At 58.7% G+C, this 14,590-nt stretch carries 9 protein-coding genes; 5 read left to right on the top strand and 4 right to left on the bottom strand.

Annotation, left to right across the window (positions count from 1 at the left end; genetic code table 11):
- The coding region (locus OSH03_RS19350; protein WP_266179851.1) for an IS4 family transposase at positions 1–1,322 on the bottom strand (1,322 nt) is incomplete at its 3' end.
- Between the two features lie 200 nt (positions 1,323–1,522).
- Between OSH03_RS19350 and gbpA the strand changes: the two genes are divergently transcribed.
- Entirely contained in the window at positions 1,523–2,974 is a 1,452-nt protein-coding gene (gene gbpA, locus OSH03_RS19345) for an N-acetylglucosamine-binding protein GbpA (protein ID WP_266179850.1), read from the top strand.
- Between the two features lie 86 nt (positions 2,975–3,060).
- Here the strand turns inward: gbpA and OSH03_RS19340 are convergent, their stop codons facing one another.
- A complete protein-coding gene (locus tag OSH03_RS19340; RefSeq protein WP_266179849.1) occupies positions 3,061–5,445 on the bottom strand; it encodes a beta-N-acetylhexosaminidase in 2,385 nt (794 codons plus the stop codon).
- A 280-nt stretch (positions 5,446–5,725) separates the two neighbouring features.
- On the bottom strand, positions 5,726–8,434 hold the full coding sequence (mgtA, locus tag OSH03_RS19335; RefSeq protein ID WP_266179848.1) for a magnesium-translocating P-type ATPase: 2,709 nt from the start codon (positions 8,432–8,434) through the stop codon (positions 5,726–5,728).
- A gap of 390 nt (positions 8,435–8,824) precedes the next feature.
- Between mgtA and treR the strand changes: the two genes are divergently transcribed.
- From treR to OSH03_RS19315, 4 genes are all read left to right on the top strand, one after another.
- Complete coding sequence (treR, locus tag OSH03_RS19330) at positions 8,825–9,772, top strand: trehalose operon repressor TreR (RefSeq protein ID WP_151413569.1); 948 nt, start codon at positions 8,825–8,827, stop codon at positions 9,770–9,772.
- 127 nt (positions 9,773–9,899) lie between these two features.
- Positions 9,900–11,318, top strand: a complete 1,419-nt coding sequence (treB, locus tag OSH03_RS19325) for a PTS trehalose transporter subunit IIBC (protein ID WP_266179852.1) — start codon at positions 9,900–9,902, stop codon at positions 11,316–11,318.
- Positions 11,319–11,369: 51 nt separating this feature from the next.
- Positions 11,370–13,025, top strand: coding sequence for an alpha,alpha-phosphotrehalase (gene treC, locus OSH03_RS19320; protein WP_266179847.1), 1,656 nt, complete (start codon positions 11,370–11,372; stop codon positions 13,023–13,025).
- A gap of 135 nt (positions 13,026–13,160) precedes the next feature.
- Complete coding sequence (locus OSH03_RS19315) at positions 13,161–13,907, top strand: oligogalacturonate-specific porin KdgM family protein (protein WP_266179846.1); 747 nt, start codon at positions 13,161–13,163, stop codon at positions 13,905–13,907.
- A gap of 8 nt (positions 13,908–13,915) precedes the next feature.
- Here the strand turns inward: OSH03_RS19315 and OSH03_RS19310 are convergent, their stop codons facing one another.
- Positions 13,916–14,575, bottom strand: a complete 660-nt coding sequence (locus OSH03_RS19310) for a MurR/RpiR family transcriptional regulator (protein ID WP_266179845.1) — start codon at positions 14,573–14,575, stop codon at positions 13,916–13,918.
- Positions 14,576–14,590 lie beyond the last annotated feature (15 nt).

Raw genomic sequence — 14,590 nt, 5'->3', positions numbered from 1 at the left:
ACTGACTGGCTTTTTTTCGGGGCTGTGGGGTATCTCCAGGGCCTTTCCTTTACCACCCTCGGGAAGGCCCTTTCCCTTCTTGTCGGCAACTTTACCAGTTGCGCCATGCTTTCAAGATCACGCATCAGCTCCGGGATACGCCCTGGTGAAGCGCCCTGCAGTGTCATCAGCATTCTCATGACCATGCCGCATGATTCTGAGAAGCTCAGCTGATTCGGCCAGTATCCTTTCAGATGGCCCGCCATTTTAATCATCTGATATCGCACCAGATTATACGCCAGTAACACGCCCCATAACTCCTGCTCCACAAGCTCCGGCTTTTTACTTCTCAGCGTCAGCCTGCTCAGTTGCATCGTTTGTTTTATCTCCCTGTACCCCAGCTCTATTTCCCAGCGATGGCTGTACAGGTCTGCCATTTCTCCTCCGGGATAGCGCATGGCGTCCGTCATCGACGTCAGCAGATGGCTGACTTTCCCTTTGCGCGTTACGGTCAGCAGACGGGCTGTCACCTCATCTCCCAGACCCGGCCATTTTTTTCGTGCCTGTGGGCTGGTTTTCAGCTTCACCAGATAGTCGCCTCTACCCAGCTTTCTGACCTCTTCATACTGTGCTCCCTTTCTGAGAGGGAGCATCCAGTGACGGTGTTCTCCCGCCTGGCTCCACGCATTCAGCAGCCCCAGCGAGTAATAGCCTTTATCCATTAACGTCAGGGTGTTATCGCCGGTCTGCTCTATCAGTTGCTCCGCGAGCTCATTTTCGCTGTTTTTCATCGTGCCGAAGGCTGCTGCTGTCAGCAGATGGCTGGTCAGTTCCATCTGACAGACCATTTTTACCTGCGGGTAGAGTGCCGGGTTTCCGCCATGCGTCTGGCGGGGAAAGGCGCTGTCGTTTTCCGGTGTGTCCGGTGTTCGCCAGAACACACCATCGATGGCCAGCAGGGTCAGACCGCACCAGTGCGGATGCGGCGTGGTGTTATGCCAGAGCTGTGCTGTTTGCGTGAACACACGGCGGACAGCCTCGCTGCCCAGCCTCTGTCGGGCCTGGATAACGGCGCTGGGTGCGACAAAGGGACGACTGCCCGGCAGCATGATGTCCAGACGGTTCACGATCTGATGAAGGGGTTCTTTACGTTCAAGCGCCATACCGACAATGCACCAGACCATCATTTCCAGCGGCAGACGACGCTTGCGCAGGGTGACGATACCGGCTTCGGTCAGACATTGGGAAATCAGTTCCGGGTCCAGACAGTCGCCCAAAGAAGTCAGAGGGTTACGCAGAGAATCGTAACGGGATACCAGATCAAGAGCCTGTCCAATGTGCATAAAAAAATCCGGAAACGGGTAAGCATTTCCGGATTCTTACACAGCCACTGGATCGGTCAACCGATCCTTAACTGATCGGCATTACAGCTGAGGCTGCCTTTTTTATTTCGACCATTTTTACTCTCTCCAGGAAATGACGCTTCCCCTACTCCATTAATAGACTGGCGCTGCCTTGTTATATTCTAATTAATGGACGTAGAATGAAACTCTCTAAAATTGCGCTGGCCGTTGCCACATTAACGGCTGCTTCTTCAGCGCTTGCACACGGATATATTGAATCCCCCGCCAGCCGCGCTTATATGTGTAAGCTCGGTCAGAATATTGACTGCGGCTCCGTTCAGTACGAACCGCAGAGCGTAGAAAAAGCTTCCGGATTGCCGACCGGCGCGATGCCGCCCGACGGCCAGCTCGCCAGCGCCGGCATTGCCAACTACTCCCAGCTTGATAAGCAGAGCCTGAACGCCTGGACCAAAACCCCCATAACGGCAGGCCCGCATGAATTTGTCTGGCACCATACCGCGCCGCATAAAACCACCAACTGGCGTTATTACATCACCAAACAAAACTGGGACCCAAATAAGCCCCTGACCCGCGACCAGTTTGAATTAACCCCGTTCTGTACCATTAACGGGAACGGTCAGGCACCGGCGATGACGAAATCCATGGCCTGTAACGTGCCCGAGCGTACGGGCTATCAGGTAATTTATGGCGTGTGGGAAATTGCGGATACCGCAAACAGTTTCTATCAGGCCATTGACGTTGATTTCGGTAACGGCGGCAACGTGACCCCGGACGACACGCCTGCGGCGGTGTCCGAGTGGAGCAAAACGCTGAGCGGACAGATTGCCGGGAATAACCTGAACGCAGGCGATAAAGTCATCGCACGCTTCTTCAATGCCAACGGCGAAGTTGCCGCCATGCGCACCGAGATGACCATTAGTTCTGCTGCCCAGGGGGATGCGAACCAGTGGTCATACGATCTGGCGCAGAAGATCAACGCCGCGCACAGCGACGTCCGCGTCGGCGTGAAGGATGAAGCGGGTGAAATCAGCCCGATCCACGGGGCAAACAGCGTCTTCGTCAAAGACGGCAGCGCCCTGCGGTCCGTTGCGATCTCGTACGAAGAGCAGAAAGCGGAAGTGCATGAAACTATCGCCGTTTCTAATCTGCAGTACGGCAAAATCGAGAACGGCAAGGCAACCGTCACCTTCCACGTGAACACCAAAGGCGACGTGAACCTTGAAGCGCACGTGATGAACCACAGCGGTGCGGAAAAAGGCTACCTGAAGCAGGACATGAACAACGCCAGCCAGGACGTGACCATGACCCTGAATGACGTGACGCCGGGCCACCACATGCTGAAATACTACGCGACCAATAAAGACGGCACGCTGTTCGCCCAGGACGTGCTGAACCTGATGCTGGAAGGCGATGCCGCCGCAGACGGCACCGGTCAGCATGACTATATCTTCCCGGACAGCATCGCGTCGTACAAAGCGGGCACCGTAGTGTTACAGCCTAAAGACGGTAAGACCTACGAGTGTAAGCCTTTCCCGTACAGCGGCTACTGCGTGCAGTGGAGCCAGTTTGCAACCCAGTTTGAGCCGGGCGTTGGCGCACACTGGAAAGAGGCGTGGGTGTTGAAGAACTAGTCCCCTCACCCCACCCCCTCTCCCCATAGGGGCGAGCGGCTCGATCGGTTCCCTCTCCCCTTTGGGGAGAGGGTTAAGGTGAGGGGCTACTGATTCCGCGTCGCCCTCAGCAGCGTCTCCAGCGGATACACCGCCGCAATCACCACCTCGTCCTGCACCTTCGCCGCGTTATTCAGCTCGCTCTGGATCGAGGCGATCTCTTTGTCATCCAGCGTGCCCTGACGCGCCACCAGGTCGGTGAGCCGCAGGCCAATCGACGAAAGCTTGTCGACTTCCTGAATCACCGGTTTAATGGCCTTCAGCTGATAGCTGTTTCCGCTTAGCGCCAGCGCGTCGCTGGTGTTGCTCTGCCAGCGGTTAAAGACGTGGCGCAGGGCGTCGGCGCTTTCCGTGTCTTCCGCGTCGCTCACCAGACGATCGGCCCATTTTTGCATCTGGCGCACGGTGGCGCTTTCGGCGTTCAGCGCATCCGCAAGGCGGTTAAGCGGCTCAAACTGGTGGTAGTTTCCAGCCTGGAACTTCAGGTGCTGGCGGGTGTAATACTGGGCCGGTTCAAGCGCCTGGGCGAGTATTTGCAGCGGCAGGGTGTCGGCGCTGTTCGCGAGGCGCGTGAACTGCACCTGCTGCTGGGTATGCTGCTGTAGCCCGACGGACACCGTCGACCAGCTGTCCATCGCCTGCAGGCGGGTATACATGTTATCGACGTCGTTGACGTCCTGCGCGGACCACAGCCGCTCCGCCACCGCAAAGGCGCGCGGCCACAGGCGGATATCCAGCACCGGCGCGACCAGGTTTTCCGCCCACAGCGCGGCTTCGCCGCCGAGCAGGTTGGCCTGATTCGTCACGTCCGGCACGACCGGAGGGGTGCCTTTCGGCACGTCGTCCAGACGCGCGCCGCTAATCGGGTAGCGGGTGTTCCCCACCAGGAAATAGCCGGTGAGTTTGTCGTTATCAACGTTTACCACCGGGCGCGTTTCGCCCATCCAGGTGTCGACGGTAAAGGTCACCTGGTTGTCGTCGCGCCACTGAATGTTTTCCACCGCGCGGCGGGATTTCCCGGCAAAATCAATAAATCCGCGCCAGCCGGCATCCCCTTTTACCAGCGTAAAGCTCCCCTCTACCGGCTTGCCCTTCAGGCGCGGCATGGAGAAGGTCCAGCTCTGGGCGCTGTCGGTGTCCGCTATTACATCCACACCGTTTAAGCCCTGCGGCACGATTTCGTTGCGGTAGTGATAGGCGGTGGACTGAGGCTGGTCGAGATAGAAGCCCGTCGAGAGAATGCCTTTGTAGCCGTTCTGCGCCACCTGCCCCAGCGCGTCCTGCCCCTGCCAGGACTGGATCAGGATGCTTTTCGGCAGGTCGGGATGGTAGATCTCGTCCCAGCCGACCATCTGCCGGTGGTGCTTCTCAAGGATCGTCTCCAGCTTGCGGTTGAAATACGCCTGCAGCGCGTGGCTGTCCGCCAGCCTGTTGTCGCGCATGAAGTTCTGGATCGCCGGGTTCGCTTTCCACTGGCTGTCGTCCACCTCATCGCCGCCGATATGCAGATACGGATCCGGGAAGATCGCCGCCAGCTCGCTGACCATCGCGTCAGCAAAGGCGTAGGTTGCCTCTTTTGTTGGATCCAGCACCGGCTTCAGCACGCCCCAGCTGCGCTCCATGCCGTACGGCCCCGGCGCGCTCATCAGCTCCGGGTAGGCCACGGCAATCGCCGAAGCGTGGCCCGGCATGTCGATCTCCGGCACCACGCGAATACCGCGCTCGGTGGCGTAACGCACCACCTCGCGCATCTGTTCAGGCGTGTAGAACAGCCCGTCGCTGGCGAGCTGCGTCAGCTTAGGGTAGCGCTTTGAGCTGAAGCGCCAGCCCTGATCGTCGGTCAGGTGCCAGTGCAGGACGTTGAGCTTTGCCGCGGCCATGCCGTCGATTTGACGTTTGATATCCGGCAGCGGAATAAAGTGGCGCGCCGAGTCGAGCAGCAGCCCGCGCCACGGGAAGCGCGGGGAATCTTCAATGGTGACCCACGGCAGCGAGGTGTTTTCCGCGCCGTTCTGCATCAGCTGGAGCAGGGTTTCCATGCCGCGCAGCGCGCCGAAGCGGGTGTTGGCGGAGATGTTTACGCCGTTGGCATCCACCGTTAGCTTGTAGCTTTCATCGCTGTCCGGCAGCGGCTGCGGCTTCACCTTTTTAGCGATGGCGATGCGGATGGTCGGCTTTTCAGGCTTGTCGACCTGCGGCTGAAGCGTCCAGCCGGTTTGCAGGGCGATGCGCTGGCGCAGGCGGTTGACGGCCTCACCGAGATCGTCCCCGCTGACGCTAATGGATACGTTGTTGCTGAGCACCAGCGTGCCCTGGGTTGTCGGTCGTTCAACCTTCGCGGGCCAGGGCATTAAGGGGAGATCGCCTGCCGGGGCGGCAAAGGCAGAGGCGCCGAGCATCAGCCCGGCGGTTAAGAGACTGTACCGTAACATGAATGTTCCTTATCTGACGGGCAAAATATACCCGTCATACTTCAAGTTGCCTGTGCGTTGGCTGCACTCGTTCACCCCGGTCACTTACTTATGTAAGCTCCCGGGGATTCACTCCCTTGCCGCCTTCATGCAACTCGAACTATTTAGGGTATAAAGGCAAAACATTCTGTTAACATGCGCTCAAATTGTCGTCAAGCGAATGCGCCGACGGAGATCACAGGTTGTTGAATTTGGGAGGAAAGCCAGGCCCCCTCCCCCCAAAGGGGAGAGGGTGAAAAACTCACTGCCAACCATACCGACGCGCATAAATGCCTTTTACCATCTGCGTCAGCACCATGTAGCCCGCGAGGATCGCCACCAGCCACGGGAAGTAGCTCAGCGGCAGCGCCTGCAGCTGCAGGTAGCCTGCCAGCGGCGAGAACGGCAGCGCGATGCCCAGCGCCATCACAATGCCCGTCATGACAATCAGCGGCCAGGCGGCGCGGCTCTGGATGAACGGAATGCGGCGCGTGCGGATCATATGCACAATCAGCGTCTGCGACAGCAGGCCTACCACGAACCAGCCGGACTGGAACAGCGTCTGGTGTTCCGGGGTGTTGGCGTGGAACACAAACCACATCAGGCAGAAGGTCAGGATGTCGAAGATGGAGCTGATCGGCCCAAAGAACAGCATGAAGCGCCCCAGATCGGCGGGGTTCCAGCGCTGCGGCTTCTGGATCTGCTCGTCGTCCACGTTATCAAACGGAATCGCCACCTGAGACACGTCGTACATCAGGTTCTGGATCAGCAGATGCAGCGGCAGCATCGGCAGGAACGGCAGGAAGGCGCTCGCCACCAGCACGCTGAAGACGTTACCGAAGTTGGAGCTGGCGGTCATTTTGATGTACTTGAGCATGTTGGCGAAGGTGCGGCGCCCTTCGATGACGCCCTCCTCCAGCACCATCAGGCTCTTTTCCAGCAGGATGATATCCGCCGCTTCACGCGCGATATCCACCGCGCCGTCCACTGAGATGCCAATGTCCGCCGCACGCAGCGCGGGGGCGTCGTTGATGCCGTCCCCCATAAAGCCGACCACGTGCCCTTCGCGACGCAGCAGGGTGACGATGCGCTCTTTGTGCATCGGCGTCAGGCGGGCAAACAGCGTCGTGCGCTGGGCAAGCTGCGCCAGTTCGTCGTCGGTGAGGTGCTCAATGTCGCTCCCCACCACCACGTCGCCCGCGTCCAGCCCCACTTCGTGACACACTTTGGCGGCCACCAGCTCGCTGTCGCCGGTGAGAATTTTGACGGTAATACCGCTCGCCTTCAGCGCCTTCAGCGCCGGCGCGGTGGTCTCTTTCGGCGGATCGAGGAATGCGATGTAACCCTCAAGGATCAGATCGGATTCGTCGATACGCTGATAGTCTCCCTCGCGGGCGGGCAGGAACTTGCTCGCCACCGCCACCACGCGCAGCCCCTGACGGTTCAGGTTATCGGTGACGCGCTTGATGCGGCGCAGCATGGTCCCATCCAACGGGACAATCTCACCGTTATAGCGCACCTGCGTGGAGACGTTCAGGATCTCCTGCAGCGCGCCTTTGCAGATCAGCTGGTGCACGTCCGGCTGCTCGCTCACCACCACCGACATGCGGCGGCGCTCAAAGTCGAACGGGATTTCGTCCACCTTCTGCCAGCGGCCGGAGAGCGTGCGGGCGGCCTCCTCGTCCACGCCTTCCAGCACCGCCACGTCGAGCAGGTTTTTCAGCCCGGTCTGGTAGTGGCTGTTCAGCCACGCGCTGTAGAGCACGCGCTCGCTGGTTTTACCGGCGATATCGGTGTGGTTCTCCAGCACGATTTTATCCTGCGTCAGGGTGCCGGTTTTGTCGGTGCAGAGGATGTCCATTGCGCCAAAGTTCTGAATGGCGTCGAGGTGCTTGACGATCACTTTCTGTTTAGAGAGCTTCACCGCCCCGCGCGCCAGCGTGGAGGTGACAATCATCGGCAGCATTTCCGGCGTCAGGCCGACAGCGACGGAGAGCGCAAACAGCGCCGCCTCCCACCAGTCGCCCTTGGTGTAGCCGTTGATCAGCAGCACGATTGGCGTCATCACCATCATAAAGCGGATCAGCAGCATGCTGACGCGGCCAATCCCTTTCTGGAAGGCGTTCGGCTCGCTCTCCTGCTCGCTGACGCGCCCGGCAAGCTGTCCAAACCAGGTGTTGCCCCCGGTGGCGGTCACAATCGCCTGCGCGGTGCCGCTCACAACCGTGGTGCCCATAAAGCACAGGGTGTCGCACTCGAGCGGGTTCATCTGCTGCGGGTCGCGGCTGCGCGCCACCTTTTCAACGGGCAGGGATTCTCCGGTCAGGGAGGCCTGCGCCACGAACAGATCCCGCGCCTGGATGATGCGTAAATCCGCCGGGATCATGTCTCCCGCCGCCAGCTTCACCAGGTCGCCCGGTACCAGCTGGTCAATAGGCAGTTCCAGCCAGGCGTTTTCGCCGAGATCGTTAATCACGCGCGAGACGGTCGCGGTGTTGCTGACCATCGCCTTCAGGGCGTCCGCCGCTTTGGTGGAGCGGGCTTCCTGAATGAAGTTCAGCAGCGTGGAGATGCCCACCATCAGGGCAATCACGCCCGCGGCGAACAGATCTTCCGTCGCGTAAGAGATAATGCCGAGCACGGTCAGCAGCAGGTTGAACGGGTTGCGGTAGCAGAGCCACAGGTGCACCCACCACGGAGAGGGCTTCTGCGCCGGGATCTGGTTATCGCCGTGCACGGCGCGGATTTTTTCCACTTCAGACGCGTTCAGCCCTTCCGGGTGACCGCCAAAGGCGCGCCAGACTTCGTTTTCATCCATCGCCGCCACGTTCAGGCAGCGTTCGGTCAGGGACGCGGGGATTGCCGCCCCCGCCATGTTTTTGGCATTGGGCAGCGGGTCGCGCTGAACAAGACGGTGTGGCAGGTGGCGGCTCAGCAGCGCCTGCAGCTGCCGGGTGATATTTTTAAACATAGACATTCCTCCGCATCCGCCAGGCGGACGCAGCATTCCCTCCAGGCGTGGCAAAGCCGTACCTGTCAGGCACTCAATTTTTCAAGCAGGAACGTTTAGGACGTTGCTGCCTCACATACCGGTGAGACAGCAAAAAGCTGGCTTACCGGAAAGAACGTGTTCTCCCGTTCAGGAGAGGTGTGGGATCGGGATCCATAAAGCCTCCGGTAAGTAAAAAAACAGGGTGTCGCCGCGCAGTATAAGGATTTAAGCGTACCCTTTGTGGCGATTCGGGCGGTATTATACGCGCCTGCAAATAAACAGTACGTAAACCAGACTTTGCCCATAGCGAAATCGCGCTATAGCATTAGGCTCAATTGACCATTTTGTCGTTGTTACAGGGAAAACAGCATGCAGAACCGCCTTACGATTAAAGACATCGCGCGTTTAAGCGGCGTGGGGAAATCCACCGTGTCGCGCGTGCTGAACAACGAAAGTGGTGTCAGCGAACGCACCCGCGAACGCGTTGAGGCGGTCATGAATCAGCACGGTTTTTCCCCTTCCCGCTCCGCGCGCGCCATGCGCGGGCAGAGCGATAAAGTGGTTGCGATCATTGTTTCGCGTCTGGATTCACTCTCAGAGAACCTTGCCGTACAGACCATGCTGCCTGCCTTCTACGAGCAGGGCTATGACCCGATCATGATGGAGAGCCAGTTCTCGCCACAGCTGGTGGAAGAACATCTCGGCATGCTCCAGCGGCGCAACATTGACGGCGTGGTGCTGTTTGGTTTTACCGGCATTGACGAGGAGATGCTGAAACACTGGCAGCCGTCTCTGGTGCTGCTGGCGCGCGATGCCCACGGTTTTGCCTCCGTCTGTTATGACGATGAGGGGGCGATTATCACCCTGATGCAGCGCCTGTACGAAGAAGGCCACCGCCACATCAGCTATCTGGGCGTGCCGCACGCGGACGTGACCACCGGCAAGCGCCGCCACGAGGCCTATCTGGCCTTTTGCAAAAAGCACAATCTCCCTGCCGTGGCCTCCCTGCCGGGTCTGGGCATGAAGCAGGGCTACGAGCAGGTCGCCAGCGTCCTGACGCCTCAGACCACCGCGCTGGTATGCGCCACAGATACCCTTGCGCTGGGTGCCAGCAAATATCTGCAGGAGCAGCGCGTCGATAGCCTGCAGGTGGCAAGCGTCGGCAGCACGCCGCTAATGAAGTTTCTGCACCCGGAGATCATCACCGTTGACCCGGGCTACGCCGAGTCCGGCAGACAGGCCGCCGCGCAGCTGATCGAGCAGATCAACGGGCGGAGCGAGCCGCGCCAGATCGTGATTCCAGCCCGTCTCTCATAACCCCTCTGAATTGTTTATTGTGATCTTCGCCCGATTTCGGGAACGTTCCCATTTTCGCCGTCACGCTGAAGGAGTAGGCTTGCGCTCAGGTCATTACCCCCCTCAACATCTGTCATGAGGTTTCATGATGAGTAAAGTCAAACAAGCAGATATCGATCGGCTGATCGTCCTGGTCGGCGGCCGCGAAAACATCGCCACCGTCAGCCATTGCATTACCCGCCTGCGCTTCGTGCTGAACGATCCGGCCAAAGCCGACCCGAAGGCGATTGAAGAGCTTTCCATGGTCAAAGGCTGCTTCACCAACGCCGGGCAGTTCCAGGTGGTTATTGGTACCGAAGTGGGCGATTACTATCAGGCTCTGCTGGCGACAACCGGGCACTCTTCTGCCGATAAAGAGCAGGCGAAGAGGGCCGCGCGCCAGAATATGAAGTGGCACGAGCAGCTGATTTCCCACTTCGCGGAGATCTTCTTCCCGCTGCTGCCGGCGCTGATCAGCGGGGGCTTAATTTTAGGCTTCCGTAACGTCATCGGCGACGTGCCGATGAGTGACGGCAAAACCCTGGCGCAGATGTATCCGGCGCTGAAAACCATCTATGACTTCCTGTGGCTGATAGGCGAAGCGATCTTCTTCTATCTGCCGGTGGGGATTTGCTGGTCCGCGGTGCGCAAGATGGGCGGTACGCCGATTCTCGGTATCGTGCTGGGCGTCACGCTGGTGTCTCCGCAGTTAATGAACGCTTACTTACTTGGTCAGCAGGTGCCGGAAGTGTGGAACTTCGGCCTGTTTACCATCGCCAAAGTGGGCTATCAGGCGCAGGTCATTCCGGCCCTGCTGGCGGGTCTGGCGCTGGGCTTTATTGAAACGCGCCTGAAGCGCATCGTGCCGGATTACCTCTACCTGGTGGTGGTGCCGGTCTGCTCGCTGATCCTCGCCGTCTTCCTGGCGCACGCTTTTATCGGTCCGTTTGGCCGCATGATCGGCGACGGCGTGGCCTTCGCGGTGCGTCATCTAATGACCGGCAGCTTCGCCCCGATTGGTGCCGCGCTGTTTGGCTTCCTGTATGCCCCGCTGGTGATCACCGGCGTGCACCAGACAACGCTGGCCATCGATATGCAGATGATCCAGAGCCTCGGCGGCACGCCGGTCTGGCCGATTATCGCCCTGTCTAACATTGCGCAGGCCTCTGCGGTTACGGGCATCATCATCGTCAGCCGTAAGCACAACGAGCGTGAGATCTCCGTTCCGGCGGCCATCTCCGCCTACCTCGGCGTGACCGAACCGGCGATGTACGGTATCAACCTGAAATACCGCTTCCCGATGCTCTGCGCGATGATCGGCTCCGGCCTGGCGGGCCTGCTGTGCGGCCTGAACGGCGTGATGGCGAACGGGATTGGCGTCGGCGGCCTGCCGGGCATCCTCTCCATCCAGCCCGCTTTCTGGCAGGTGTTTGCCCTGGCGATGGCGGTGGCGATTATCGTCCCCATGGCGCTCACCACCGTGGTTTATCAGCGTAAGTTCCGTCAGGGCACGCTGCAGATTGTTTAACTTCATCTTTCGGGGCGCAGTTGCGCCCCTTCGCATTTGCAGGAACGCACTATGAATACCCTTCCTCACTGGTGGCAGAACGGCGTCATCTATCAGATTTACCCAAAGAGTTTCCAGGATACCACCGGCAGCGGCACCGGCGATCTGCGCGGCGTGACCCAGCGTCTGGACTACCTGAAAACCCTCGGCATCGACGCCATCTGGCTGACGCCGTTTTATATCTCCCCGCAGGTGGATAACGGCTACGACGTGGCGAATTACACCGCCATCGACCCGTCCTTTGGCACGCTGGATGACTTTGACGAGCTGGTTGCCAGGGCGCACGAACGCGGCATTCGCATCGTGCTGGATATGGTGTTTAACCACACCTCCACGCAGCACGCCTGGTTCCGCGAGTCGCTGAACAAAGCGAGCCCGTACCGCCAGTTCTACATCTGGCGCGACGGCACGCCGGAGCAGCTCCCCAACAACTGGCGCTCCAAGTTTGGCGGCAACGCCTGGCGCTGGCACGCCGAGAGCGAGCAGTATTATCTGCACCTCTTCGCCCCGGAGCAGGCGGACCTCAACTGGGAAAACCCGGCGGTGCGCGAAGAGCTGAAAAAGGTGTGCGAGTTCTGGGCCGATCGCGGCGTGGACGGCTTGCGTCTGGACGTGATTAACCTCATCTCTAAAGATCAGGATTTCCCGGACGACACCCTTGGCGACGGTCGCCGCTTCTACACTGACGGGCCGCGCATCCACGAATATCTTCAGGAGATGAGCCGGGACGTCTTTACCCCGCGCAACCTGATGACGGTGGGCGAGATGTCGTCAACCTCGCTGGAAAACTGCCAGCAGTACGCGTCGCTCGACGGGCGCGAGCTGTCGATGACCTTTAACTTCCACCATCTCAAGGTGGACTACCCCGGCGGCGAAAAGTGGACGAAGGCGAAGCCGGACTTCGTGGCGCTGAAAACCCTTTTCCGCCACTGGCAGCAGGGGATGCACAACAAAGCCTGGAACGCGCTGTTCTGGTGTAACCACGACCAGCCGCGCATCGTGTCGCGCTTTGGTGACGAAGGGGAACACCGCGTTCACGCTGCAAAGATGCTCGGCATGGTGCTGCACGGCATGCAGGGCACGCCGTATATCTATCAGGGCGAAGAGCTGGGGATGACCAACCCGCACTTCAGCCGCATCACCGACTACCGCGACGTGGAAAGCCTGAACATGTTCGCCGAACTGCGCGCCAGCGGCCGCGAGCCGGATGAATTACTGGCGATTCTGGCGAGTAAATCTCGCGACAATGGCCGCACGCCGATGCAGTGGGACGCGTCGCACAATGCGGGCTTTACCGAGGGCGAGCCGTGGATTGGCGTCTGCGATAACTACGAAACCGTGAATGCCCGTACGGCGCTGGACGACCCGGATTCAGTGTTCTACACCTATCGGTCGCTGATTAGCCTGCGTAAAACCCTGCCGGTGCTGACGTGGGGGGATTACGACGATCTGCTCCCTGAACACTCTTCCCTGTGGTGCTATCGCCGCCGGTGGCAGGGCCAGACGCTGATGGTGGTGGCGAACCTGAGCCGCGAGCGCCAGCAGTGGCAGCCGGACCCGGTACAGGGCGAATGGCAGGTCGCACTCAGCAACTATGAGGACGTCCCCTCCAGCCCCGATACGCTGCTCTTGCGCCCGTTTGAAGCCATCTGGTGGGTGCAGGAATAAACGTCAGGAGATACAGCATGCTGTATCTCCTTTTTTATGTTTAGCGATACGCTAAATGTACGACGATAACTTTTACATCACGGCATACCCAAAATAAAAATAGCCCTGCCAATTAAATAACCTCGGCAGGACATTATGAAAAAGACAATTATTAAAGCAACGTGTATTAGCGCATTATTATTAAGCACACAGGGATGGTGCGGAAATACGTCCGTCGACCTTCGCTTTGGTCATAATACGCGCTCAGACGTAAATGATTCTCGTATTAAGGTCATGCATCAGGCGAATAACGGTTTTTACTTCTCCGTTGAAGCCGCACAAAACCACAACGACACCTTTTTTGGTGATACCGACCGATATAATTCCGACGATAAAGGGTTAACGGAGGCGGCGCAGGAGATCGAAACGCGCTGGCGCTTCGATCTGGGCAATGGCTTCGCCGTAGCGCCTGGCATAGTGACGGTTTTCACCGCCAGCAATACCCATTACCGCCCCTTCATTCAGGGGTGGAAAGCGTTCGATAACGGTCTGAACCTCTCCGCCCGTTACCGTTATAACACCGTCAATGACGCGCACAGCGACAAAGAACTCGACGGCAGCGGCTACACCCGCCGCCAGTCACATCAGTTCGATATTTGGTTCGCGTACAACATTGGAAAATTCGGTATGTCCTACAACCCGCGCTTCCGCTGGCAGGATAATGTCGATCAGGGAACCGGGGATGATACCTACTGGGAGCATACCGTCGCGTTCAACTACAAGCTCGACGATGGCTGGACGCCTTACGTCGAGCTTGTATCGCTGGATAAAACCTATATCAACGATGACGGCAACCATGAAAATGATTATGCCGTGCGTCTGGGGATAGTGAAGCAGCTCTGACGGCCTGACTACACCGTATCGTGCTGCAGCAGCCGGCAGCCGATACGGTCCACGGCGCTTAACAGTTCAAGCTGGCCCTCCCGCTGATACAGCGATACCGCGTTAATGTCGATCGGTAACGGCCAGCATAGCGTTGAGATCGACGCCAGCGTCGACCCCTGGCGGGTAATCGCAATAATCTTTAAGCCTTTGCGCAGCGCGTTTCGCGCCATTTCTATCAGCGACTGCGTCTCCCCGGATTTACTGATCAGCACCAGCGTCCCCTTCGATACCCGTGTCAGTTGGTGCATGTCATTCAAAATAAGATGCGGCAGGCTCGCCAGCGATAAAAAACGCGACAGGTAGTTGAGGCTGGTAAGCGAGGCGCCCCGTGCGTACAGATAGATATGGCTGGAATGGGTGAGCAGCCTGGACACCTCCGCCACAATGTCGTCCGCCTGCGGACCCGCGTCGGGCACTACAGGCGCAGGGGTAAAGTGATCGCGTAAAAAACGATACCGAAGCTCGGTATAGCTTTTATACCCCATTTTTTTACACACACGATTAACGGATGTCGTCGTTGTAAAGGTATCACGGGCAATCTCTTTTGCCGATATATTAGAAATATTACACGCGTGATGCTGAATGTATTCAAATATCAAGCGTTCACTTCCCTGGAATGAATTCATATATTACACCCTGTT

Source organism: Enterobacter nematophilus (assembly GCF_026344075.1).
In the GTDB taxonomy this organism is placed as follows: Bacteria; Pseudomonadota; Gammaproteobacteria; order Enterobacterales; family Enterobacteriaceae; genus Enterobacter; species Enterobacter nematophilus.
Note: the sequence above shows the minus strand (reverse complement) of the source record. Positions and strands in the feature narration are given on the sequence as shown.